Genomic DNA, 21,207 nt, shown 5'->3' with positions numbered 1-21,207 from the left:
TTCTGCCTCCTTTTTATGAATTGGCTCCAATGGTAAACTCCGTTACCACGTTGCCGTTTACCAGGTGGTCGTTCACCACACGAACCGCCTTTTCAGGCGTCATTTTTACATAAGTAACCTTTTCCTGCCCGGGGGCTACAATTTCCACGACGGGCTCGAACTGGCAGATTCCGATGCAGCCGGTCTGCGTTACGGTAACATTCTGAAGGCCGCGTTTCGCAACCTCTTCCACCAATGCGTTCAGAACGGGACGCGCTCCGGCGGCAATCCCGCAAGTAGCCATGCCGACCAGAACGCGGACTGCATTGTCACTATTTTCACGAAGGATAACCTGACTGCGTGCTTTATCCCTTATCGCCCGAAGTTCCTCTAAAGACTTCATCTGATGATTCCTCCTTAATTCTTTGGGTTTGTTCCGTAAGGTAGCCTTTGATCCACTCGGTCACTTCCGGGGAACTCAGCTTTACCTCATCGCCCAGCACAGCGCGCAACTCGCGTGTGTCCAGGGTAAATTCGTGCAAATCCATACGTCGATGGAAAACAAAATCCCTGTCCTCGTTGCAGGTGATCAGAAGCAGCACCGTGGAATTGATATCCCCGAGCGGAATCATATCCACATGCGAGGGAACAAATTTCGCCTTTACCGTGGTTCCTACGCCTTTTTCAGATGTTATTTCAAGACCGCCGCCCGTCATTTCGGCTTCCATCTTGAAAAGCGGTACGCCCAGGCCCACCCGGCGCGTTTTCCGCGTTGTAAAAAAAGGGTCTGCCGCTAAGGCGGTCTGCTCGGCCGTCATGCCGGCGCCGTTGTCCGCAACGGTAATCGTCAGGCTGTCGGCATCTGAATTCTCACATAGATCGATCACGATAAGCTTCGCACCCGCAGAAATCGAATTTTGCGCAATGTCCATCACGTTTAATGAAAGTTCACGCATGGTTATTCATATTTCGCCAATACCTGATCAACCTCTTCCGGCGTCATCCGTCCGTAAACGTCGCCGTTCACCGTAAGTACAGGTGCCAAACCGCAGGCTCCCACGCAGCGGCAGGCGGTAAGCGAAAACTTGCCGTCGGGCGTGCATTCTTCCGGCTGGATTCCCAAAACAGCCGAAACCCTGTCCAGCACCGCAGCGGCCCCTTTTACGTAGCAGGCCGTGCCCAAACAAATTGACACGTTGTATTTCCCCTTCGGTGTCAAAGAAAACTGAGAATAGAATGTAGAAACACCGTAAACCTCTTCCAGCGGCACGCCGAGGCCTTCCGCGATGATGCTCTGAACTTCGGCCGGAAGATAGCCGTAAATATCCTGCGCCTCCTGCAGAACAGGTAAAATAGCGCCTTTTTCCTGTTTATGTTTTTTTATGACTTCATCCAGTTTTTGCTTTTGCTCGGGGGTTCCCTTAAAGGGCAGATTGCTGATTCGTTTTTGCATTCTTGTTCCTCCTTCGGTAATCCATGAAGAAAAAAATCGCCCGACGGTGACAACTCTTTTCCGCTGGGTCCATTGTTATAATTATATCATAGCGAATAGGATTAAATCTATGATTTTATTTGAAAATAATACAAAATTTCAGCTTGAAATTTATGGTTTTTATCTAGTTTTGAACGCGGAATTCCTTCAGTGAAACCATATTGCGTCAGTTTTTTCCTCCAATGCCGCAATCAGGCACTGCGGCGACTTCTCCGGCAGAACGACCAACGCGTTCCGGTCGGGCATACCCTCCAAAGTATGCGCGTCGGAGTTAAAAAGCAGGGTCATCTCCGCAAGCTCCCTGTGCTGTTTCAGCAGCGCCGGAACGTTTCCCTTCGCGCTGATTTCCGCGGCGGTAAAGCCTGCCTCAGGAGGTATACCTCCCAAATTAGCAAGCACACTGTAAGCGCTCCGGTCAACATGGGCCGGAAAAGCAGTTCCGCCGAAGCGGCGAACCGTTTCCCGAACGCTGTTCACTCCGATGGCGGCCGCGTTGAGCAGCAGGATATCTTCCCTGCCGGTCACATTGTCGTTTTCATCCATAACCGTTTGCTTTCCGAAAATTTCCGGCCGGTTTTTCACCGGGGGCATCCGCTCCGAAACGAACCGGTCGAACCCGAGCGCCGCCTCCACCGTGGGAAACAGGCAGATCACATGCGCTTCTTCCGCGGTGCACAGCTCCATTCCCGGCACAACGGTCAGCCCGTTCGCTTCGCCCGCCCGCACGGCGGCGGGGATATTGCGGCACGAATTATGATCCGTCACGGCAATCATGTCGTACCCCAGCAGAAGCGCCATATTGACAATATTGTTGGGCGTCATGCCGTCGTCGGCGCAGGGAGACAGGCAGGAATGCAGGTGCAGATCGTAATAAACGCGCATTACCGCAAAAGCCCGTCCATTCGGGCGCCGAGAGTAAAGCTGTCCTGCTCCGACAGAAGAACCGGAAAGGACAGCTCCTGTGCTTTTTCGAGCGCGGCGTCGTCAAGCGGGGCCGAATCGGTCAGGACGATACAGGCGGCATCCTTTAAGGACGCCACGGCAATCGCGTTGATGTTTCCCATTACAGTCAGCCACGCGGCGTCGGCGGGAAGCCGCGCCATCACCCAGCTGAGCAGGTCGCCGGTATATCCTCCCGAAACCGGGCGGTCAAGGCTGGCTTCCCCGGCCAGAATTTTCAGTTCCAAACGTTCGGCAAGCTCTTTCACAGTCATCATTTTTTCTCCTCCTCATCGGTCTGCGCAGGGAACGTCCCCATCGACGAAAGGGCGTCCGCGACATGCTTGATTTCCTCCCGCAGAATAAAGATGCACTGGTTCTTCTTTGCAAAGCCGCGCACAATATCTTCCGCGAGCGCCCGGCAGGTCGGCGCGCCGCAGGAGCCGCAGTCGAGCCCGGGAAGCTCCTCCCGTATCCGGTCGATATCGGCCATCATGCGCAGCGCCTCGTTCATATCGTCGGAAAGCTTTAAAACGGGAGCAAACAAAAGGTTCTTCTGCCACTGCATGCCGGCGGGGATTTTCCCGTCGATATGATTCTGGGAAACCGGCAGATAGCGGCGCAGCCGCTGGAGCCTTGCTTTTGCCACATAAGCGTTTTCCACACAGAGCACGCCGCCCACACAGCCGCCGGAACACGCGTTCAATTCGATGAAATCCAGCTCGCGGATTTTTTCATCTTCCAGTCCCTCCAGGACGCGGATCACGTTTTCAATTCCGTCCGCCGCAAGGTACTTGTCATTTAAAAGCGCTGAGGATTCCCCGCCGCTCGAAGCCCAGCCGACGCCGATAATGCCGGAATGCGAAAGGGGTTCAACGGTCTCTGCGTTTTCCATTGCGGCCGTGAGTTTGGGGTAGATTTCGCTGATGGCGACCGCGCCGTCCACTTCGGATTTCTTGCAGCTGATGGGCATTTTAATCGCCGTAACCTTCGCGGGACAGGGCGTTATAAAAAAAGCGCCGATCCGTCCGCGGGGCAGTCCCGTTTTTTTCGCGGCTTCGCGCTTCGCAATCCGTGCGGCGGTTTCCATTGGGGAATTCAATTGCAGGACATGGGAGCAAAGGTCGGGGAAACGCACCCGGATGAGCCGGACTACGGCGGGGCAGGCCGAACTGATGACCGGCTTTTTCAGTTTTCCCTGCTGCATCAGCTTGCGGGTGGCTTCGGAAACCAGTTCCGCACTGCGGGAAACCTCGAATACCTCGTCGAAGCCGATCCCTTTCAGGCCGGTCAGCACGATATCGATATCGTCCAGATTATTAAACTGGCCGTAAAGGGCGGGCGCGGGCAGCGCAATTTTATAATCAAAGTTCCGAATCATGTCGAGGCTGTCGGACTTTGCTTTTTTCGCATGGTGCGGGCAGACGCGGATGCATTCGCCGCAGTCGATACACCGTTCCGAAATAATTTTCGCCTTGCCCGCGCGTACGCGGATTGCCTCCGTCGGACAGTGTTTAATGCAGTTCGTACATCCCATGCATTTGTCCTTGTCCAGCGTAACGGAGTGAAAAAACTGGTTCACGTTATCACCTCTTTGCGTACACCGTCATATGAAGGGTTGTGCCCGTTCCTATTGCGGTGTCGATTTCCATGGCGTCGGTGGATTTTTTCATATTCGGCAGGCCCATCCCCGCGCCAAAGCCCAGCGCGCGCACGTTGTCGGGCGCGGTGGAATATCCCTCCCGCATGGCGAGGGCGACGTCCTTAATCCCCGGGCCGTTGTCGGCAAGGGTCATCTCGATTTTTTCCGGGCTGATTTCCACATGCGCTTTCCCGCCCCCCGCGTGGATAACCATGTTGATTTCCCCTTCGTACATGGCAATCGCAACCCGGCGGATGGCGTCCGAGTCGTATCCGATCTGCTTCAGCTTATGCTTTACGTCGCTGGACGCTTCCCCCGCCCGGGTAAAGTCGTCGCCCGGCACTATGTAGTCGAAGGATAAGGTATTGCTCAAATCTTGTCGCCCCCGCTCAATCCATTACTGTACAGAAGCCCGCAAGCGGTGAACAGCCGGTGCTCCGTCTTCAGAATTGTAATGCCTTTTTGCCTGGCAAGCGCGAGCACATCTTCGGTCGGCTCTTTGCCGCGCACGAAAATAATACAGCGCATATCCATCATTTCCGCCGTGCGAACAACCTGCGGGTTGTTCAGGCCGGTAAGAAGGACGGACTGGTCCTTTACAAAAGCAAGTACATCGCTCATCATGTCGCTGCCGCAGGCGGTTTTTACCTCGGCATTTAAATCTCCCGCCGAAAGAATCTGCGCGTTCAATATGGATGCCACATCATTGACCGTCATGAAAATCACCCCAAAATTCAAATATATACAATATTTTTTGATCTCTTCCGCAAAATTCTATCTACATTATAGCATAAAATATCCTCTTAGCAATAAGGGAATATTTAGACCGAAAATTCCGCGGCAGCGCTGATTATTTTATGAAAATTGCCGCATTGACTTTAATTAGTTAAAGCAATATAATATTTAATTATATTCATGATTATGGGAAACCATAAAATAAATTGGAGGTTGCGCTTTAATGAAACGTGTTTACAACTTTTCCGCAGGCCCCTCAATGATGCCTGAACCAGTGCTGCAGCGGGCGGCGGCCGAAATGCTCGATTACCAGGGCAGCGGCCAGTCCGTAATGGAAATGTCCCATCGATCGAAAATTTACGAGGGAATTATCCATTCAGCCGAGAGTTTGCTTCGCGAAGTGATGAACATACCGGAAAATTACAAAGTATTATTTTTACAGGGCGGCGCTTCCTCCCAATTCGCGATGGTGCCGATGAACCTGATGACCAAAAACAACAAAGCGGATTTTGTCCTGACCGGCCAGTGGGCTACAAAGGCTTATAAGGAAGCCGCCCGCTACGGTACGGCAAACGTGGTTGCCTCTTCCAAGGACAAAACGTTCAGCTACATTCCGGATCTGAACCCGGAAACTTTTTCCAAAGACGCGGATTATTTTCATATCTGCATGAACAATACGATTTACGGTACAAAATATCATACCCTGCCCGAAACGGGGAACGTTCCGCTGGTTGCGGATATTTCCTCCTGCGTTCTGAGCGAGCCGATTGACGTCAGCAAATTCGCGCTGCTTTATGCCGGCGCGCAGAAAAACATGGCTCCGGCCGGTTTAACCGTCGTCATCATCCGCGAAGATATGATCGGCCATGCAATGGAAATCACCCCAACCATGTTTAATTACAAAACCCACGCGGACAATGATTCCATGTTCAACACCCCGCCCTGCTATTCCATTTACATGTGCATGCTTGTACTGGACTGGCTGAAAAATACGATCGGCGGGCTTGAGGAAATGAAGAAAATCAACGAGAAAAAAGCCGGTATCCTTTACAATTTCCTCGACAATTCCAAGCTCTTCAGGGGTACGGTGGTACCGAAGGACCGTTCGCTGATGAATATTCCGTTTGTTACCGGCAACGAGGAACTTGACGCGAAATTTGTCAAGGAAGCGGGAGAGCGCGACTTTGTGAATATTAAAGGCCACCGTTCGGTCGGCGGCATGCGTGCTTCCATTTACAATGCAATGCCCGTCGAGGGTGTTGAAAAGCTCGTTGACTTCATGGCCGAGTTTGAAAAGAAGAACGGCTGAACGCCGAACCCATAGATTATAGTATGAAGGTGAATTGATTTGTTTCATATCAAATATTTGAATAAGATTTCGGCGGTTGGAACCGACCGTTTCGATGAGAACTATGAATGCGGCGAAACGGTGGAAAACCCGGACGCGATTCTGGTTCGTTCGGCTTCCATGCACGAAATGGAAATGCCGGAAACGCTGCTCGCCATTGCCAGAGCGGGCGCGGGCGTCAATAATATTCCGCTCGACAAATGCAGCGAGCGGGGCATTGTTGTGTTCAACACCCCCGGCGCAAACGCAAACGCTGTAAAGGAACTGGTACTGGCCGGATTACTGCTTACTTCCCGCAAAATCGTCCCGGCGATTGAGTGGACTAAAACCTTAAAGGGCAAGGGCGACGAAGTCGGCAAGCTGGTGGAAAAGGGCAAATCCGCGTTCGTAGGGCCGGAAATCAGCGGCAAAAAGTTCGGCGTGATCGGCCTCGGCGCAATCGGCATTCTGGTCGCCAACGCGGCAAAGAGCCTCGGCATGGACGTTTACGGCTACGACCCGTACCTTTCCGTCGACGCGGCGTGGGGGCTTTCCCGCTCCATTCGGCACGCGCGTACCCTCGACGAAATTTTCACTGCCTGTGATTATATTACGGTTCATGTTCCGCTTACCCCCGACACAAAGGGCATGATCAACGAACAGTCCCTTGCAAAAATGAAGGACGGCGTGCGCATCCTGAACTTTGCGCGCGGCGATCTGGTCAATTCCGCGGATATCATTGCTGCTTTGCAGTCCGGCAAGGTATCGGCCTACGCGACGGACTTCCCGAGCGACGACCTGATCGGGCTGGACGGCGTTATTGCGATTCCCCACCTCGGCGCATCCACGCCGGAGTCGGAGGATAACTGCGCGCGTATGGCGGCAAATGAGCTGATCGAGTATCTGCAAAACGGCAATATCCGCAACTCGGTCAATATGCCCGCGGTTTCCATGCCGCGTGACAGCTCCATCCGCATCTGCATCCTGCACCGCAACGTTCCGAACACCATCAGCCGGCTTTCCGGCGCGCTTGCCGAAAGCGGCATCAACATCGAAAACATGCAGAGCAAGTCCAAAAAGGATTACGCCTACACGATTCTTGATGTTACCGGCGACGTAAAAGACACGACGGCGGAGCATATTGCAGCACTTCCGGAAATTATCCGGGTACGCATTATCCGGTAAGATATTTTCAATAGCAGAGGGCCGCCGGGATACAATCCCGGCGGCCCTCTGCTTTATAAGCCTGCACTGGTGCTTTTATTCTTTATTATCCACTGCAATTTTTCCGCGCGCAACCACCATACGGATATTCAGATCGGAATCAAGCGCGACCAGATCGGCAAACTTTCCGACCTTAATGCTGCCGATTCTTTCGTCTTCCTGAATTTCCCGCGCCGGATTGAGTGTGGCGGCCTGCACGGCGGTAAGGAACGGAACCCCCCAGCCGACCAGATTCTTAACCTCCTGGTGCAGGTTTGTGGTGGAACCCGCAATCGTACCGTCTTTCAGCCTTGCCTGCCCGTTTTTCACATACACGGTCTGTCCGCCGAGTTCGGAAATGCCGTCCGGTTCCCCTGCGGAACGCATGGAATCGCTCACGATCACCGCGCGGTCCTTTCCTAAAGCGTCGAAGGAAACGCGGAGCACAGCGGGATGAATATGAAATCCGTCGCAAATCAGTTCCGCACGCACACGCGGGTCGTCAAATACCGCGCCGACCACGCCGGGTTCGCGGTGCTTCAAACCCGGCATCGCGTTGTATAAATGGGTCGCATGCGCAACGCCCAATTCAAACGCATGCTTGGCGCAATCGTAATCGGCCAGTGTATGCGCAATGGAAACTTTGCAGAGCTTGGAAGCCTGCCGGATAAACTCCGGTGCACCGGGGCATTCGGGCGCAATATCCACCAATTTGATAATTCCGCCGCAGGCATCGTAAAGCTCCTTAAATTCCTTGAAATCCGGGTCTTTTACAAACTCGCCCTTCTGCGCGCCTTTATTTTTCAGGGATATGTACGGCCCCTCCATATTAACTCCGGCAATCGCCGCGCCCTTCGGAGGATGATCCATACAGTATTTTACCGTTTTCAATGCGTTCAATATTTCCTCATGGGACACCGTCATGGTCGTGGGGCAAAACGTGGTAACCCCTTTGGTAACGAGGTGGGCGCACATTTTGGCAAGACCGTCCGGGTCCGCGTCACAGGTATCGGTTCCAACGCAGGCATGGATATGGACATCCACAAAACCCGGAACAAGAACGCATCCGGTTAAATCGATTTCTTCCCCGCCCGTCAGGCCCGGGGCGATTTCCGAAATTTTATCACCTTCCACCGCAATGTCGGCGTCGGCAAAGCGGAAACTGTCGTCTACTATTTTTGCATTTTTCAGTATCAACGAATACACCCCTATCCAAATAATCAGAAAAATATTTTATTCTTTTTTTCATTATAAACCGAAAATTTATTTTATTCAAGATCAAAAAGAAAAAGGGCCGCCGAAATTGGCGGTCCTTTCGTTTTGGGGTTCAATTTTATTTAACGGTAACAACGCAGAGTTTTTTGGCCGCCTGGCCGGGAACGGAAGCGTAGATACCCGATTGCTGACCGGTTTTGCCGATCGCCGTAATTTTGTAGAAGAAATTGTCGCCCGTATGGCGAAGGAAGGTAATCTGGAATACGCCGCCGGTGCCGCTTGTGAAAGAAACGGAAGAAGCGCCGGGCGCTGTAATTTGGAACTGGTAGGAAGCACCTTTCGCCAGACTAAAATCCGAATTGGTATCGGACCGAATGGTTACGGGGTCCGGCGCGCCCACGGTAACCGCGCAGACCTTCTGCGTCGGATAGCCCGGCGCGCTCATGTAAAAGCCCGCCGACTGTCCCGGAGCGCCGATTGCCGTGATCTTATAGTTCGTATCGCTTTTGGTGGTACTGATTTTCTCGATTTTGAAAACGCCGGAAGAACCCGCGTGGAAATCGGCTGCATTGCTGATTCTGAATGTATAGCTTGCGCCCTGCTTTAAGGTGAAATCAGAGGTTGTATCGGATTTCGGGGCAGGGGCGGAAGCGGGAGCGCCCACGGTAACCGCGCAGACCTTCTGCGTCGGATAGCCCGGTGCGGCCATATAAAAGCCCGCCGATTGCCCCGGAGCGCCGATCGCCGTGATTTTATAGTTCGTATCGCTGTCGGAGGTACCGACCTTCTCTATTTTGAAAACGCCGGAAGAACCCGCGTGGAAATCGGTTGCATTGCTGATTTTGAAGGTATAGCTTGCGCCCTGCTTTAAGGTGAAATCCGAATTTGTATCGGATTTCGGGGCGGGAGCGCCCACGGTGACCACACAAACCTTCTGTGCGGGATAGCCCGGCGCGCTCATATAAAAGCCCGCGGATTGCCCCGGAGTTCCGACCGCCGTGATTTTATATTTTGTTTCGCTTCCGGAGGTACTGACTTTCTCGATTTTGAAGACACCGGAAGAACCCGCGTGGAAGTCGGTCGCGTTGCTGACTGTAAAGGTATAGCTTTCGCCCTTCTTCAGCGTAAAGTTATCATTGGTATCCGACTTCGGCGCCGGCGTACCGCCATCCTTAACCGTTATGCTGCCAAGATCGACACGGTAATCATCATACGTGCTCTGGGGGAACATGACGCTCAGATTGGTTTGGCTGGACGGCTGTCCGACCGCGGTAACATGGAAGTAATAATCGGTTCCGTCTTTTTTCTCAAGTTCTACGGTTACCACGCCATCCGTATCCGGCACAATGGTCGGAACGCCGCCGCCCATCGCGGTTACCTTGTAGGTGTAGGAATCTCCCTGTGAAAGGCTGACCGCGCTTGGCGTAATCGGATTAACAATCGGAAAATCGTCTTCCTGGTTAACGGTAACCGGGAAGGAAGCCGTTTCCCCGTTCAAAGTCGCGGTAATCAGGGATGTACCCGGGTGCATAGCTTCCACTTCATATTCATAACCGCCGTATACCGTTGTTACAAAAGTAACGGAAACATTTTTGTTGTCTACATTGATTTCCGGATTGATGCCTGAATCGGTATAGGCAATAAAATGATATTTGTCACCGGTATTGCAGATATATTCGGATGTGGTATCCAAATGAAGGTCTTTATTCTGAATGATGGATACCGTACACAGTTTATTCGGAATAAACCCGAATGCCCCGATGTACAAATCGTCATTCTGGCCCACATTGCCAACCGCGTCTAAACGGTAATAATAGTCGTTGTTGTCCATATCAATATCAATCAATGTGGATTTTATCGTATCTTGCGTTTGGGCGCTTATAATCGGAAAAGAATATGTATCCACATCCTTATTTTCAAAATGGATTTTAACGATTTTACTGCTGCCCTTGTTAAGCGAGAAATCGCCTGTTACATCTGAGGTCATTGTGTAAGTCGGCTCGCCCGTACCTTCTACCGTAATCGTTTTCGTTGCGGATACGCCGTCGGAAGTGGTAAAGGTTAGCGTAGCCTCGCCGTTTTTGCGTGCCGCAAGGTCAAAATAAAAGTTACCGGAACCGCTTGTCTCCTTCTCCTCCTGAATATCTACGATAGACGGATCACTCGAAACAGCCGTAAGGGTTACGTCCGGATTACTGACATCCACCTCCAGACCATAATACATTGCGTTTAACTGCATGGACTGAAACGCGTTCGTTTCTTCCGGAAAAGTAATTTTCGTCGCGGCCGCGGCGAAGGCCGCCGTATTTCCGAACACAGAAACGATAAGCGACAGTACCAGAACCATGCTTAATGCCTGAATTCTCCTCTTCATTGCTCATTTCCTTTCATTTGTAAATGAATTTTCCCATTGCTGGAACAGACTTCATTTTATAGGAAAATAAGCTGGAAATAATCGAATTCAAGAATAATTCTTTATTGTAATTATTGGCAATCTTTTTGCCGGATATAGTCTTATTTATGCCCCAAGGTATGTCTGATAAATTTTCTGTATTTTACAATTATGGAATAAAATACATGAAGATCGCCGCTTAAGGGAAGGCCTTTTGCTTATCTGCCTCATTTTCCGTCAGCACTTCTATTCCATTTTCTAGGAAAAGCTCCGCAGTTATTCCGTTCCCTGCGATTGTTTTGCCCGAAAACGTTCCGTCATAGATGCACCCGCACCCGCACGATGGACTTTTGGACTTTAGGATCGCTTTTGTGATTCCTTTCTCTTTCGCGATTCGAAGGGCCTTTTGCGCACCGTCCACAAATTCTTTTGTAAGGTCTTTTCCGTCTGCGTTCATCACTCTTTTCTTCCCGCTTTGCTCGGCGAGAATCTCGCAGCATGGCCGCGGGGCAGGCAAACCGGCCAATTGCTCCGGACAAACCGGAACGGCCTTCCCCTGCTTCACCAATTCAACGACAACCTTGTTCGCGCAGCTTTTTCCGTCATATCTGCAAGGAATTCCCGCTAAACAGGAACTGACTACATACATACTACCTCATCCTTATCTTGTTTAATAAATGACAGCAAAAAAGGCCGCCGTAACCCGGCAGCCTTTCAAAAATGCTTATCTTAAATGAGTTCGATAATTCCCATCTCGGCGGCGTCACCGCGGCGGGGGCCAAGCTTGCTGATGCGCGTATAACCGCCGTTGCGATCGGCATACTTCGGAGCAATCTCATTAAACAGCTTATTCGCTACGTCTTCCTTTGTAACGAAAGCCATTACAAGGCGCTTGTTGTGAAGGTTGTTTTCCTTCGCAATCGTTATCATTTTCTCGGTCATGGAGCGGACCTCCTTGGCGCGAGTCACTGTGGTTTCGATTTTGCCGTTCTCTAAAAGAAAGGTAACCATCGCCCTCAGCATGGCGGTTCTGTGGTCAGTGTCTCTTCCGAGCTTTCTGGTTCCGGGCATCGAAATATCACTCCTTTACCTTAGGTTTGCACAAGGGATTATTCATCGTCCTTGCGTAGATTGAAACCGAGGGAGGCCATCTTCCAGACAACCTCCTCAAGGGATTTACGTCCGAGGTTGCGAACCTTCATCATATCCTCTTCGGATTTATTGATCAGGTCTTCAACCGTATTGATACCGGCACGCTTCAGGCAGTTGAAGGAACGGACGGAAAGATCGAGTTCCTCAATTGTCATTTCGAGCACTTTTTCCTTGCCCTTATCGTCCTTTTCCACCATGATCTCGGTGCTGCTGCCCTTGTCGGACAAATCAACAAAGAGGTTCAGATGTTCGGTAAGGACTTTCGCGGCCAAAGAAACCGCTTCCTGCGCTCCGATAATTCCGTTGGTCCAAACTTCGAGTGTAAGCTTGTCAAAGTCGATGCTTTGGCCTACACGGGTTGGCTCAACATTATAATTCACCTTATAAACAGGAGTGTAAATGGAATCCACCGGAAGTTCGCCGATTACATTTGCGTTCAGGTTCTGCTTGTTCCTTTCGGCGGGAACATATCCGCGGCCCTTGTCCAGGGTCAATTCCATATACAGCTTTGCTCCCTCTCCCAGAGTTGCAATATGCATCTCGGGATTAAGGATTTCAACCTCGCTGTCGCACTTGATAGAGTCGGCCGTTACATCGCACGGACCCTCCGCACAGATTTCAACTGTTTTTGGGCCGTCGCAATGGAGCTTGGCGGTCAATCCCTTGATATTGAGCACTATCTCGGTGACGTCCTCTTTCACTCCGGGAATGGTGGAAAACTCATGAAGAACGCCGTCTATTTTGATTGATGTGACTGCTACACCCGGCAGCGACGATAAAAGGACACGCCTTAGACAGTTGCCCAAGGTAGTTCCAAAGCCCCGCTCAAGCGGTTCTACGACAAATTTGCCGTAGGTTCCGTCATTACTTAACTCTTCTGTTTCAATTTTTGGCTTCTCAATCTCGATCATTAGCGACCCTCCTTGACATATAGCGGATTCATTATCAGCCATGATGTTTGATCTATGCTGTTAAGAAACGGCATTATTTGGAGTACAACTCAACGATGAGAGTCTCATCGACTGCCAGGTCAATATCCTCGCGGGTCGGCAATGCAAGTACCTTGCCTTCCAGTGTTTCACGATTCACGTCAAGCCACTTCGCAACCGGACGGGACGCATTTTCCTCAACAACCGCTTTAATCTTGACACTCTGGCGGCTCTTATCGCGGATGGAAATGACTTCACCCGGCTTTGTAAGGTAGGAAGGAATGTCGACCCTTCTGCCGTTCACGTTAAAGTGACCGTGAACAACGAGCTGACGGGCTTCCGCTCTGGAGCTTCCCCAGCCAAGACGATAAACGACGTTATCGAGGCGGGATTCCAGAATTGCCAGCAGTTCGTCACCGGTTTTACCTTCTTTTTTCGTCGCAAGGTCGTAGTAACTTCTGAACTGGGACTCCAAAACACCGTAGTAACGTTTTGTCATCTGCTTTGCACGAAGCTGCAGGCCGTACTCGGATGTCTTCTTGCGGCCCTGGCCATGCTGGCCCGGGGCGTATGCTCTGCGGGTAACCCCGCATTTATCTGTATAGCATCTTGCGCCCTTCAGAAACAGCTTCTGTCCTTCACGGCGGCAAAGTTTGCACACAGCGTCTGTATATCTTGCCATATTATGGTTGCACCTCCTATTATCGGTTTTATACTATACGCGTCTTCTCTTCGGAGGACGGCATCCGTTATGCGGAATCGGGGTAACGTCTTTAATCATGCTGACTTCAAGACCTGCGCCCTGAAGTGCGCGGATTGCCGCTTCACGGCCGGCTCCCGGTCCCTTTACAAAAACCTCAACCGTTTTCATACCATGTTCCATCGCTGCTTTCGCGGCGGTTTCAGCTGCGGTCTGAGCGGCAAAAGGAGTGGACTTTCTGGAACCTCTGAATCCTAATTCACCTGAACTTGCCCACGACACCGCATTGCCCTGCACATCGGTAATGGTAACAATCGTGTTGTTAAAGGTGGACTGGATATGAGCGGCTCCGCGATCTATATTTTTACGCTCACGGCGTCTGCGAACTGCGGTGCCTTTTTTAGCTGCGCCCTTTTGTGCTGCCATTTTTAGAATCCCTCCCTATTACTTCTTCTTGTTGGCCATTGTCTTTCTCGGGCCTTTGCGCGTGCGCGCGTTGGTTTTGGAACGCTGGCCTCTAACCGGCAGACCCTTGCGGTGACGAATCCCGCGGTAGCAGCCGATTTCAATGAGTCTCTTAATGTCAAATGCTACGTCGCGGCGAAGATCGCCTTCCACGCGGCAGTTATGGTCAATATATTCTCTGAGTTTCGCCGCATCGTCTTCTGTTAAATCCCTTACACGGGTGTCCGGGTTGACGCCTGTTGCCGAACAGATTTCTGTAGCGGTTCTGCGTCCGATTCCGAAGATATAGGTAAGAGCAATTTCGATGCGCTTATCTCTCGGCAGATCAACACCTGATATACGCGCCATATTGGTTGCACCTCCATTGTTAATAGGTCTGCGCCAAATTATCCCTGGCGCTGCTTATGCTTCGGGTTGTCACAGATTACCATGACCTTACCCTTGCGTTTGATGATTTTGCATTTTTCACAAATTTTTTTGACAGAAGGTCTTACTTTCATTTGTGCGCCCTCCCTTAGCGAGTCTTTGTTTTACTTTGAACGCCATGTGATGCGCCCGCGCGTCAAGTCGTAAGGCGACAGCTCAATTGTGACCTTGTCGCCCGGCAGAATGCGGATGAAGTTCATTCGCAGCTTGCCGGAAATATGCGCGAGTATCGTATGGTGATTAGGAAGCTCTACCATGAACATTGCGTTTGGCAGCGCTTCGGTTACTACGCCTTCAGTTTCTATTACGTCCTGTTTCGACATATGTTAACCCTCCTCATGTGGAAAACGGCTCCCGGCGTTAAAGCCCCTGAGAGCACATCGTATTTCACGGTTGGTCTGCATTGAACCTTCGGCCAGTACGGTTTTGGTCGCAGATAAATGTTTCAGCTTTTTCCTTTTGGGGTTATCAAGGCTGCGGCGTTTCCCGTCACAAATAACGGCATAAACGTCGTCCGCCTCCAGCACGGCGAAAAAGCCTCCCTTGTCGCGCCCCGCGGCCGACCGAACAACCAGTCCTCTGACAAAGTCCATCGTCACCCTCCTCAATCCGGTAATGTTAAAATTACAGGACCGTCCGGGGTAATGGCGACGGAATGCTCAAAGTGCGCGGAAAGCTTTCCGTCGGCAGTTACGGTCGTCCAACCGTCCGCCAGCGTTTTTACTTCCTTTACACCCTGGTTGATCATTGGTTCAATCGCGATAGTCATGCCTGGCAACAGGCGCACACCCCTGCCGGGTGTGCCGTAATTAGGAACGCTAGGGTCTTCATGCATCTTCGCACCTACTCCGTGGCCGACATAATCCCGTACCACCGAGTAACCGCGAGCTTCGGCATACCTTTGAACCGCGCTGCCGATATCGCCGATGCGCCCACCGGCCTTTGCGGCTTTGATTCCTTCGTAAAGGCTTTCGCGTGTTGTATCCATAAGGGCCTGCGCTTCGGAACTGACATCGCCGCACGGAAATGTGTACGCGTTGTCTCCGTTAAAGCCTTCGAAAACAGCGCCTACGTCAACACTGACGATATCGCCCTGTTTTAAAATGGTTCCCTTATGGGGTATGCCATGGATAACCACATCGTTTACGGAAATACATGCGCTCGCCGGAAAGCCGCCGTACCCGAGGAAGGAAGGCGTTGCGCCCTGTTCCTCGATGTAGCGGCGGACAAGGCGGTCGATTTCCCAGGTGGATACCCCGGGCTCAACCGCTTTGCCGGCCAGCTTTAGTGCGTTGGCAGATATCCTGCACGCTTCCCTCATAATTTTGAGTTCACGGCTGGTTTTTAGCACTATCATGATTACGCCTCGATTGCGGCAAGAATCCGTTTCGTTGTACTCGCAACGTCTTCCTGCCCTTCTACGACACAAAGCTTACCCTGCTTGGAATAATAGCCCTTCAGGGGTTCGGTTTGCTCGTGATATACCTTTAAGCGCTCTTTCACCGTATCCGGGTGATCGTCCTTGCGCTGAACAAGGGTGCCGCCGCATTTGCTGCAAACGCCCTCGACATCCGGCTTATTGTAAAGCAGATGGTAGCTGGCTCCGCAGCTCTCGCAGACACGGCGTCCGGACATACGCTGCACGATGACTTCATCGGGAACCTCAATATCGATTACCTTGTCGATCGGAATGCCCATTTTGTCCAGAGCCTCGGCCTGGGGAATCGTGCGCGGAAAACCGTCCAGCACAAAACCGTTATTGCAGTCATCCTTGGCTAAACGCTCCTGAATGATCCCGATAACGACCTCGTCCGGAACAAGTTTGCCCGCATCCACGAAGGATTTTGCGCGAACTCCCATTTCAGTGCCGCTTTTCAGCGCTTCACGGATAATGTTGCCCGTAGAAATTGTTGGAATATTGAAACGCCCGCAGATCACTTCTGCTTGCGTACCCTTACCGGCGCCTGGGGCGCCGAGAAGTATCAGCTTCATATTCTCTCACTCCTTATCAATCAAGGAAGCCTTTGTAATGGCGCATCATCATCTGAGACTCCATCTGCTTCACGGTTTCAAGTGCAACTCCAACCAGAATCAGGATGGACGTACCGCCGATCATCATGTTGTGCATGCCGGTAAAGGCGCCGAAGATGATTGGCAGAAGAGCGATCACCGCGAGGAACAGAGCGCCGATCAGAGTGATCTTGGAAAGAATCCTCGCAATATAATCAGAAGTAGGCTTGCCGGGACGGATACCCGGGATTGTGCCATTATTCTGACGAAGATTATTGGCCATCTCAATCGGATTATACTGAATTGTTACATAGAAATATGCAAACATGATAATCAGCAGGAAATAAACCAACGAATACAGTACACCGGTGGTGGAAAAAGCGTCGAAAAAGCTCTTCCAGAAGCCGGTCATGACCCTTTGGCCAAGGAACAACTGAATCGTACTTGGGATTGAGAGAATGGAGCTTGCGAAAATAATCGGCATAACGCCGGACATACCGACCTTGATCGGAATATGACTGCTCTGGCCGCCGTACATTTTTCTGCCCACCATGCGTTTCGCATACTGAACAGGGATGCGGCGTTCCGCGTCGTTCATGAAAACGATGACCCAGATAACGATCAGGAATACGATTACAAACAGCGGTACAAAGAAGTAGTACTTGCCGTAAGAGGACGGATCCTGATTGGCAGCCTGTATATACTGTCCCAGCAGATTAATCGTATGCGGCATTCTTGCCACGATGCCGGCGAACAGCAGTATGGAAATACCATTGCCAATACCATGCTGGTTGATTTGCTCGCCCAGCCACATCATCAATGCGGTACCGGCGGTAAACACCATGATAATGACGAAGGCTGCGAAAACTTCCTGCCAGCCCTTTGTGTACTTCGCAATCGGCGTACCCTGATAGGAGCTGTTGCGCAGATAGAAGTAATACGCGGTACCCTGAATCAGACCAAGTGCAACCGTTACATAGCGGGTGTAGGTGGCGATTCTTTTACGGCCCTCTTCGCCTTCCTTCGCCAGTCTTTCCAAAGCGGGAATCGCGACTGTCAGGAGCTGCATAATAATGGAGCTGTTGATGTATGGCGTAACACTCATTGCAAACAGCGTACCGTTTGCAAAAGCGCCGCCGGACAGCATATCAAGATAACTCAGTGCCGAACCGGTCTTGTCGACCGTGTTCATCAGTCCCTTCAACGCGGTTACATTGAGGAACGGAACCGGAATAACAGCACCGAAGCGGAAAACCATAATGATAAAAAGTGTAAACAGAATCTTCTTCCGAAGATCGGGGATACCCCAGGCATTCTTAAGTGTTTTAAACAACTTAGATCACCTCTGCCTTTCCACCCGCGGTTTCTATCTTTTGTTTTGCGGTTTCGGAGTAAGCAGTAACCTTCACAGTAAGTTTTTTCTTTAAATTGCCGTTTCCAAGAATTTTAATCCCGTCGCAGCATGTTTTCACAATACCGGAATCGATCAGCGCCTGTGTGTCAACCACAGCACCGTCGTCGAATTGATTCAGCACACCGACATTAACGGCTACAATATTCTTTGCGAAAATATTATTGAAACCTCTCTTCGGGATACGTCTCTGCAAAGGCATCTGGCCGCCTTCGAATCCGGGACGCATACCTCTGCCTGCCCTGGCCTTTTGACCTTTATGACCCTTGCCGGCAGTTTTTCCCTGACCTGAACCGTGTCCTCTGCCGATACGCTTCGTCTCCTTTGTGGAACCGGGTACCGCAGATAGTTCGTGCAACTTCATTTATTCGCACCTCCTTACGCTTTGCTTACCTCGATGAGGTGGATTATCTTGGCCACCTTGCCTTTGGTCTGCTCATTTTCGGGCTGTACCGAAGTATCGCCTATCTTAAAAAGACCAAGAGCCTGGGCGGTTGCAATCTGGTCCTTTTTGCTGCCGATAAGACTCTTTATCAGCTTTACTTGAAGCTGTGCCATATTGCTACCCCCTATTTATAAAATTTCTTTAACCGATTTGCCGCGTGTCGCAGCGACTTGCTCGGCTGTGCGCAGCTTGGACATGCCGTCCAAAGTTGCTCTGACTACATTGCATGGATTGTTGGAACGAAGGGCTTTTGTTCTGATATCCCTGATGCCGACCGCTTCAACAACCGCACGGACCGGGCCGCCGGCAATAACGCCGGTACCGGGGGCGGCAGGTTTCATTAAAACTCTGCCTGCGCCGTAGCCGCCGATGATTTCGTGCGGGATTGTGGAGCCGCGCATTGCAACCTTGATCAGGTTCTTTTTCGCGTCTTCAATGCCCTTGCGGATCGCGTCGGGAACTTCGCCCGCTTTGCCGATTCCGAAGCCGACTGTACCGTTTCCGTCGCCGACGACTACGAGTGCGGCAAACTTGAAGATACGGCCGCCTTTTACGGTCTTGGATACACGATTAATAGCAACTACATGTTCTTTCAGTTCCATAGTTGCTGCGTCAATTCTAGCCAAAAGTATTCCTCCTTCTTAGAACTTGAGGCCGCCCTCACGGGCGCCTTCGGCCAGCTCTTTGACGCGGCCGTGGAAAATATAGCCGCCGCGGTCAAAAACGACCTCGGTGATGCCCTTTTCAGCGGCACGCTTGGCAATAAGCTCGCCAACTTTGCGTGCGGCTTCCTTGTTTCCGCCATTACCATTGAAATCCTTGTCCAGTGTGGAAGCTGCTGCTAAAGTAACTCCCTTGACATCGTCGATAATCTGGGCGTAGATATTGGTGGTAGAGCGAAATACATTCAGGCGCGGGCACTCTGCTGTGCCCGAAATCCTTCCGCGCACCCTGCGGTGGCGGTTAAGCCTGGCTTTGTTTGTGTCAGCCTTATTCACCATTTGTTATTCACTCCTTACTTACTTCTTGGCGCCCTTACCGGCCTTGCCTTCCTTATGACGTACAAACTCGCCGGTATAGCGGATACCCTTGCCCTTATACGGCTCCGGCGGACGTTTCTCACGTATTTCGGCGGCAAATTGACCGACCTGCTGTTTGTCGGAACCGCTGATTACGATTTTGTTCGCAGACGGGCACTCAATGGTAATACCATCGGTTTCCGGAACAATTACCTGATGTGAATAGCCAAGATTCATCACGAGGTTCTTGCCCTGCTTCTGCACACGGTAGCCGACGCCCAAAACGTCAAGCTCCTTCTTAAAGCCTTCCGTTACGCCGATAACCATATTGTGAATCAGCGTGCGGGTCAGGCCGTGCAGAGATCTGTTTTCTTTTTCGTCGTTGGGGCGGGTAACAATGACCTCGCTGCCCTCGACGGAAACACTCATGTGCGGATGGACTTTCTGGGTAAGCGTACCCTTCGGTCCTTTTACCGTGATTACGTTGCCGTCAGCCTGAACGGTGACGCCAGCGGGAATATTTATGGGTTTTCTTCCAATTCGCGACATTACTGCACCCCCTTGTTACCAGATAAATGCGAGGACTTCGCCCCCGATATTCTCTTTGCGGGCCTGACGGTCGGTCATAACGCCCTTTGAAGTAGAAATGATGGCAATGCCGAGGCCTTTCATAACCTTCGGCAGCTCCTCTGCATTGGAATAAATGCGAAGGCCTGGCTTACTGACTCTGCGCAGACCGTTAATGGCGGAGGTTTTGTTCTCGCCATATTTGAGATTTACCTTGATAATGCCCTGTTTGCCGTCCTCTGTAACCGTATAATTCTTCACATAGCCCTCGTCAACAAGAATCTGCACAATGGCCTTTTTCATGTTGGAAGCGGGAATGTCAACCGAATCGTGCTTTGCAGAATTTGCATTGCGAATACGGGTGAGCAAATCAGCAATTGTATCTGTAATCTGCATACCGTTACCTCCTTTGCTAAGCTTTACCAGCTGGCCTTTTTCACGCCAGGAATCTCGCCCTTGTAGGCAAGTTCCCTGAAGCATATACGGCATATTCCGAACTTGCGAAGGTAGGCATGCGGCCTGCCGCAGATTTTACATCTGTTGTATTCGCGGGAAGAATATTTTGCTCCCCTGCTCTGTCTGATCTTCATAGAAGTTTTGGCCACAATTTTCCCTCCTTATTTCGCAAACGGGGCGCCCATGAGCGATAAGAGCTCTCTGGATTCCTCGTCGGTTTTCGCGGTTGTTACAAAACAAATATCCATTCCGCGGACCTTGTCGATTTTATCGTACTCGATCTCAGGGAAAATCAGCTGCTCTTTAACGCCCATGTTGTAATTTCCGCGGCCATCGAAAGAGTTCGCGTTGATTCCCCTGAAGTCCCTGACGCGTGGAAGCGCCACATTAAAGAGACGGTCGATAAATTCGTACATTCTGTCGCCTCTGAGTGTTACCTTAACGCCGATATTCATGCCCTCGCGGAGCTTGAAGTTCGCAACCGATTTCTTTGCTTTGCAGATCATCGGCTTTTGGCCGGTAATTGTTGCGAGGTCGGTTGAAATGGCGTCAATTACCTTTGCGTTTTCTTTCGCTTCGCCGGCGCCTACGTTAATGACGATTTTCTCGAGTTTCGGAATCTGCATAACGCTTTTATATGAGAATTTCTTCATCATTGCGGGTGCGACTTCTTTTTGGTAATATTCCTTAAGTCTTGCCATGT

General features: G+C 51.2%; 32 protein-coding genes. 2 read left to right on the top strand and 30 right to left on the bottom strand.

Translation table 11 applies throughout. From position 1 onward, the window contains the following. Window positions 1–13 precede the first annotated feature (13 nt). The 8 genes from OUY18_RS06630 to OUY18_RS06595 form a co-directional block, all read right to left on the bottom strand. On the bottom strand, window positions 14–382 hold the full coding sequence (locus OUY18_RS06630) for a (2Fe-2S) ferredoxin domain-containing protein (RefSeq protein WP_268057970.1): 369 nt from the start codon (window positions 380–382) through the stop codon (window positions 14–16). Further along, a complete protein-coding gene (locus OUY18_RS06625; protein ID WP_268057969.1) occupies window positions 345–935 on the bottom strand; it encodes an ATP-binding protein in 591 nt (196 codons plus the stop codon). The genes OUY18_RS06630 and OUY18_RS06625 overlap by 38 nt, the downstream gene beginning before the upstream one ends. 2 nt (window positions 936–937) lie before the next feature. Beyond that, on the bottom strand, window positions 938–1,432 hold the full coding sequence (nuoE, locus tag OUY18_RS06620) for a complex I 24 kDa subunit family protein (protein WP_268057968.1): 495 nt from the start codon (window positions 1,430–1,432) through the stop codon (window positions 938–940). A 186-nt stretch (window positions 1,433–1,618) separates the two neighbouring features. Further along, the gene (locus tag OUY18_RS06615) at window positions 1,619–2,353 is read right to left on the bottom strand and encodes a PHP domain-containing protein (RefSeq protein WP_268057967.1); all 735 of its coding nucleotides are present in this window, start codon (window positions 2,351–2,353) and stop codon (window positions 1,619–1,621) included. Beyond that, window positions 2,353–2,688: a DRTGG domain-containing protein gene (locus tag OUY18_RS06610; RefSeq protein WP_268057966.1), complete on the bottom strand. Its 336-nt coding sequence runs from the start codon at window positions 2,686–2,688 to the stop codon at window positions 2,353–2,355. The genes OUY18_RS06615 and OUY18_RS06610 overlap by 1 nt, the downstream gene beginning before the upstream one ends. Further along, window positions 2,685–3,992 (bottom strand): [Fe-Fe] hydrogenase large subunit C-terminal domain-containing protein, encoded by a 1,308-nt coding sequence (locus OUY18_RS06605; RefSeq protein WP_268057965.1) that lies wholly within the window; start codon window positions 3,990–3,992, stop codon window positions 2,685–2,687. The genes OUY18_RS06610 and OUY18_RS06605 overlap by 4 nt, the downstream gene beginning before the upstream one ends. Before the next feature lie 4 nt (window positions 3,993–3,996). After that, a complete protein-coding gene (locus OUY18_RS06600; RefSeq protein ID WP_268057964.1) occupies window positions 3,997–4,425 on the bottom strand; it encodes an ATP-binding protein in 429 nt (142 codons plus the stop codon). Further along, window positions 4,422–4,769: a DRTGG domain-containing protein gene (locus OUY18_RS06595; protein ID WP_268057963.1), complete on the bottom strand. Its 348-nt coding sequence runs from the start codon at window positions 4,767–4,769 to the stop codon at window positions 4,422–4,424. Before OUY18_RS06595 ends, OUY18_RS06600 begins: the two co-directional genes overlap by 4 nt. A gap of 241 nt (window positions 4,770–5,010) precedes the next feature. Here OUY18_RS06595 and serC point away from each other — a divergent pair, with 241 nt between their 5' ends. Both serC and OUY18_RS06585 read left to right on the top strand, forming a co-directional pair. Then, entirely contained in the window at window positions 5,011–6,096 is a 1,086-nt protein-coding gene (gene serC, locus OUY18_RS06590) for a 3-phosphoserine/phosphohydroxythreonine transaminase (protein ID WP_268057961.1), read from the top strand. 39 nt (window positions 6,097–6,135) lie between these two features. Beyond that, window positions 6,136–7,299, top strand: coding sequence for a phosphoglycerate dehydrogenase (locus tag OUY18_RS06585; RefSeq protein WP_268057960.1), 1,164 nt, complete (start codon window positions 6,136–6,138; stop codon window positions 7,297–7,299). 75 nt (window positions 7,300–7,374) lie between these two features. On the opposite strand, the gene nagA is transcribed toward OUY18_RS06585, so the two are convergent. The 22 genes from nagA to rplE all read right to left on the bottom strand — a co-directional run bounded on the left by nagA (window position 7,375) and on the right by rplE (window position 21,205). Further along, complete coding sequence (nagA, locus tag OUY18_RS06580; protein ID WP_268057959.1) at window positions 7,375–8,523, bottom strand: N-acetylglucosamine-6-phosphate deacetylase; 1,149 nt, start codon at window positions 8,521–8,523, stop codon at window positions 7,375–7,377. A 127-nt stretch (window positions 8,524–8,650) separates the two neighbouring features. Next, window positions 8,651–10,906, bottom strand: a complete 2,256-nt coding sequence (locus OUY18_RS06575) for a hypothetical protein (RefSeq protein WP_268057958.1) — start codon at window positions 10,904–10,906, stop codon at window positions 8,651–8,653. Between the two features lie 217 nt (window positions 10,907–11,123). After that, window positions 11,124–11,573 carry a DUF523 domain-containing protein gene (locus OUY18_RS06570; RefSeq protein WP_268057957.1) on the bottom strand — a complete coding sequence of 150 codons (450 nt, stop codon included), beginning with the start codon at window positions 11,571–11,573 and terminating at the stop codon, window positions 11,124–11,126. Between the two features lie 80 nt (window positions 11,574–11,653). After that, window positions 11,654–11,995, bottom strand: coding sequence for a 50S ribosomal protein L17 (rplQ, locus tag OUY18_RS06565; protein ID WP_268057956.1), 342 nt, complete (start codon window positions 11,993–11,995; stop codon window positions 11,654–11,656). 38 nt (window positions 11,996–12,033) lie between these two features. Then, a complete protein-coding gene (locus OUY18_RS06560; RefSeq protein ID WP_268057955.1) occupies window positions 12,034–12,987 on the bottom strand; it encodes a DNA-directed RNA polymerase subunit alpha in 954 nt (317 codons plus the stop codon). A gap of 73 nt (window positions 12,988–13,060) precedes the next feature. After that, the gene (rpsD, locus tag OUY18_RS06555; RefSeq protein WP_268057954.1) at window positions 13,061–13,687 is read right to left on the bottom strand and encodes a 30S ribosomal protein S4; all 627 of its coding nucleotides are present in this window, start codon (window positions 13,685–13,687) and stop codon (window positions 13,061–13,063) included. Window positions 13,688–13,720: 33 nt separating this feature from the next. After that, a complete protein-coding gene (rpsK, locus tag OUY18_RS06550; RefSeq protein ID WP_268057953.1) occupies window positions 13,721–14,131 on the bottom strand; it encodes a 30S ribosomal protein S11 in 411 nt (136 codons plus the stop codon). Window positions 14,132–14,149: 18 nt separating this feature from the next. Next, complete coding sequence (rpsM, locus tag OUY18_RS06545) at window positions 14,150–14,518, bottom strand: 30S ribosomal protein S13 (RefSeq protein ID WP_268057952.1); 369 nt, start codon at window positions 14,516–14,518, stop codon at window positions 14,150–14,152. Between the two features lie 38 nt (window positions 14,519–14,556). Further along, window positions 14,557–14,670 (bottom strand): 50S ribosomal protein L36, encoded by a 114-nt coding sequence (gene rpmJ, locus OUY18_RS06540; protein WP_054324039.1) that lies wholly within the window; start codon window positions 14,668–14,670, stop codon window positions 14,557–14,559. A gap of 30 nt (window positions 14,671–14,700) precedes the next feature. Continuing rightward, window positions 14,701–14,919: a translation initiation factor IF-1 gene (infA, locus tag OUY18_RS06535; protein WP_219964955.1), complete on the bottom strand. Its 219-nt coding sequence runs from the start codon at window positions 14,917–14,919 to the stop codon at window positions 14,701–14,703. 3 nt (window positions 14,920–14,922) lie between these two features. Next, window positions 14,923–15,189: a KOW domain-containing RNA-binding protein gene (locus OUY18_RS06530; protein WP_268057950.1), complete on the bottom strand. Its 267-nt coding sequence runs from the start codon at window positions 15,187–15,189 to the stop codon at window positions 14,923–14,925. An 11-nt stretch (window positions 15,190–15,200) separates the two neighbouring features. Next, window positions 15,201–15,953: a type I methionyl aminopeptidase gene (gene map / locus OUY18_RS06525; protein ID WP_268057949.1), complete on the bottom strand. Its 753-nt coding sequence runs from the start codon at window positions 15,951–15,953 to the stop codon at window positions 15,201–15,203. A 2-nt stretch (window positions 15,954–15,955) separates the two neighbouring features. Next, the gene (locus OUY18_RS06520) at window positions 15,956–16,588 is read right to left on the bottom strand and encodes an adenylate kinase (protein ID WP_268057948.1); all 633 of its coding nucleotides are present in this window, start codon (window positions 16,586–16,588) and stop codon (window positions 15,956–15,958) included. A gap of 16 nt (window positions 16,589–16,604) precedes the next feature. Continuing rightward, complete coding sequence (secY, locus tag OUY18_RS06515; RefSeq protein ID WP_268057947.1) at window positions 16,605–17,939, bottom strand: preprotein translocase subunit SecY; 1,335 nt, start codon at window positions 17,937–17,939, stop codon at window positions 16,605–16,607. Between the two features lies 1 nt (window position 17,940). After that, window positions 17,941–18,381 (bottom strand): 50S ribosomal protein L15, encoded by a 441-nt coding sequence (gene rplO, locus OUY18_RS06510; protein ID WP_268057946.1) that lies wholly within the window; start codon window positions 18,379–18,381, stop codon window positions 17,941–17,943. A gap of 14 nt (window positions 18,382–18,395) precedes the next feature. Beyond that, window positions 18,396–18,575: a 50S ribosomal protein L30 gene (gene rpmD, locus OUY18_RS06505; RefSeq protein WP_268057945.1), complete on the bottom strand. Its 180-nt coding sequence runs from the start codon at window positions 18,573–18,575 to the stop codon at window positions 18,396–18,398. 15 nt (window positions 18,576–18,590) lie between these two features. Continuing rightward, the gene (rpsE, locus tag OUY18_RS06500) at window positions 18,591–19,088 is read right to left on the bottom strand and encodes a 30S ribosomal protein S5 (RefSeq protein WP_326492983.1); all 498 of its coding nucleotides are present in this window, start codon (window positions 19,086–19,088) and stop codon (window positions 18,591–18,593) included. 15 nt (window positions 19,089–19,103) lie between these two features. Beyond that, window positions 19,104–19,463: a 50S ribosomal protein L18 gene (gene rplR / locus OUY18_RS06495; protein WP_268057944.1), complete on the bottom strand. Its 360-nt coding sequence runs from the start codon at window positions 19,461–19,463 to the stop codon at window positions 19,104–19,106. Window positions 19,464–19,481: 18 nt separating this feature from the next. Further along, entirely contained in the window at window positions 19,482–20,030 is a 549-nt protein-coding gene (rplF, locus tag OUY18_RS06490) for a 50S ribosomal protein L6 (RefSeq protein ID WP_268057943.1), read from the bottom strand. Between the two features lie 15 nt (window positions 20,031–20,045). Further along, window positions 20,046–20,444 carry a 30S ribosomal protein S8 gene (gene rpsH / locus OUY18_RS06485; RefSeq protein ID WP_268057942.1) on the bottom strand — a complete coding sequence of 133 codons (399 nt, stop codon included), beginning with the start codon at window positions 20,442–20,444 and terminating at the stop codon, window positions 20,046–20,048. Between the two features lie 23 nt (window positions 20,445–20,467). Continuing rightward, complete coding sequence (locus OUY18_RS06480; RefSeq protein ID WP_268057941.1) at window positions 20,468–20,653, bottom strand: type Z 30S ribosomal protein S14; 186 nt, start codon at window positions 20,651–20,653, stop codon at window positions 20,468–20,470. A 12-nt stretch (window positions 20,654–20,665) separates the two neighbouring features. Next, window positions 20,666–21,205: a 50S ribosomal protein L5 gene (gene rplE / locus OUY18_RS06475; protein ID WP_268057940.1), complete on the bottom strand. Its 540-nt coding sequence runs from the start codon at window positions 21,203–21,205 to the stop codon at window positions 20,666–20,668. Between the last annotated feature and the right edge of the window lie 2 nt (window positions 21,206–21,207).

Origin of the sequence: Caproiciproducens galactitolivorans, from assembly GCF_026672255.1 — a bacterium.
In the GTDB taxonomy this organism is placed as follows: domain Bacteria; phylum Bacillota; class Clostridia; order Oscillospirales; family Acutalibacteraceae; genus Caproiciproducens; species Caproiciproducens galactitolivorans_A.
This window is presented reverse-complemented; position numbering and strand designations above follow the sequence as displayed.

Excerpts from the sequence above, each read along its gene's own strand:
- OUY18_RS06630 (WP_268057970.1), bottom strand. The coding sequence starts at position 382 with ATGAAGTCTTTAGAGGAACTTCGGGCGATAAGGGATAAAGCACGCAGT.
- OUY18_RS06625 (WP_268057969.1), bottom strand. The coding sequence starts at position 935 with ATGCGTGAACTTTCATTAAACGTGATGGACATTGCGCAAAATTCGATT.
- nuoE (WP_268057968.1), bottom strand. The coding sequence starts at position 1,432 with ATGCAAAAACGAATCAGCAATCTGCCCTTTAAGGGAACCCCCGAGCAA.
- OUY18_RS06615 (WP_268057967.1), bottom strand. The coding sequence starts at position 2,353 with ATGCGCGTTTATTACGATCTGCACCTGCATTCCTGCCTGTCTCCCTGC.
- OUY18_RS06610 (WP_268057966.1), bottom strand. The coding sequence starts at position 2,688 with ATGATGACTGTGAAAGAGCTTGCCGAACGTTTGGAACTGAAAATTCTG.
- OUY18_RS06595 (WP_268057963.1), bottom strand. The coding sequence starts at position 4,769 with ATGACGGTCAATGATGTGGCATCCATATTGAACGCGCAGATTCTTTCG.
- serC (WP_268057961.1), top strand. The coding sequence starts at position 5,011 with ATGAAACGTGTTTACAACTTTTCCGCAGGCCCCTCAATGATGCCTGAA.
- OUY18_RS06575 (WP_268057958.1), bottom strand. The coding sequence starts at position 10,906 with ATGAAGAGGAGAATTCAGGCATTAAGCATGGTTCTGGTACTGTCGCTT.
- OUY18_RS06570 (WP_268057957.1), bottom strand. The coding sequence starts at position 11,573 with ATGTATGTAGTCAGTTCCTGTTTAGCGGGAATTCCTTGCAGATATGAC.
- rplQ (WP_268057956.1), bottom strand. The coding sequence starts at position 11,995 with ATGCCCGGAACCAGAAAGCTCGGAAGAGACACTGACCACAGAACCGCC.
- OUY18_RS06560 (WP_268057955.1), bottom strand. The coding sequence starts at position 12,987 with ATGATCGAGATTGAGAAGCCAAAAATTGAAACAGAAGAGTTAAGTAAT.
- rpsD (WP_268057954.1), bottom strand. The coding sequence starts at position 13,687 with ATGGCAAGATATACAGACGCTGTGTGCAAACTTTGCCGCCGTGAAGGA.
- rpsK (WP_268057953.1), bottom strand. The coding sequence starts at position 14,131 with ATGGCAGCACAAAAGGGCGCAGCTAAAAAAGGCACCGCAGTTCGCAGA.
- rpsM (WP_268057952.1), bottom strand. The coding sequence starts at position 14,518 with ATGGCGCGTATATCAGGTGTTGATCTGCCGAGAGATAAGCGCATCGAA.
- rpmJ (WP_054324039.1), bottom strand. The coding sequence starts at position 14,670 with ATGAAAGTAAGACCTTCTGTCAAAAAAATTTGTGAAAAATGCAAAATC.
- infA (WP_219964955.1), bottom strand. The coding sequence starts at position 14,919 with ATGTCGAAACAGGACGTAATAGAAACTGAAGGCGTAGTAACCGAAGCG.
- OUY18_RS06530 (WP_268057950.1), bottom strand. The coding sequence starts at position 15,189 with ATGGACTTTGTCAGAGGACTGGTTGTTCGGTCGGCCGCGGGGCGCGAC.
- map (WP_268057949.1), bottom strand. The coding sequence starts at position 15,953 with ATGATAGTGCTAAAAACCAGCCGTGAACTCAAAATTATGAGGGAAGCG.
- OUY18_RS06520 (WP_268057948.1), bottom strand. The coding sequence starts at position 16,588 with ATGAAGCTGATACTTCTCGGCGCCCCAGGCGCCGGTAAGGGTACGCAA.
- rplO (WP_268057946.1), bottom strand. The coding sequence starts at position 18,381 with ATGAAGTTGCACGAACTATCTGCGGTACCCGGTTCCACAAAGGAGACG.
- rpmD (WP_268057945.1), bottom strand. The coding sequence starts at position 18,575 with ATGGCACAGCTTCAAGTAAAGCTGATAAAGAGTCTTATCGGCAGCAAA.
- rplR (WP_268057944.1), bottom strand. The coding sequence starts at position 19,463 with ATGGTGAATAAGGCTGACACAAACAAAGCCAGGCTTAACCGCCACCGC.
- rplF (WP_268057943.1), bottom strand. The coding sequence starts at position 20,030 with ATGTCGCGAATTGGAAGAAAACCCATAAATATTCCCGCTGGCGTCACC.
- rpsH (WP_268057942.1), bottom strand. The coding sequence starts at position 20,444 with ATGCAGATTACAGATACAATTGCTGATTTGCTCACCCGTATTCGCAAT.
- rplE (WP_268057940.1), bottom strand. The coding sequence starts at position 21,205 with ATGGCAAGACTTAAGGAATATTACCAAAAAGAAGTCGCACCCGCAATG.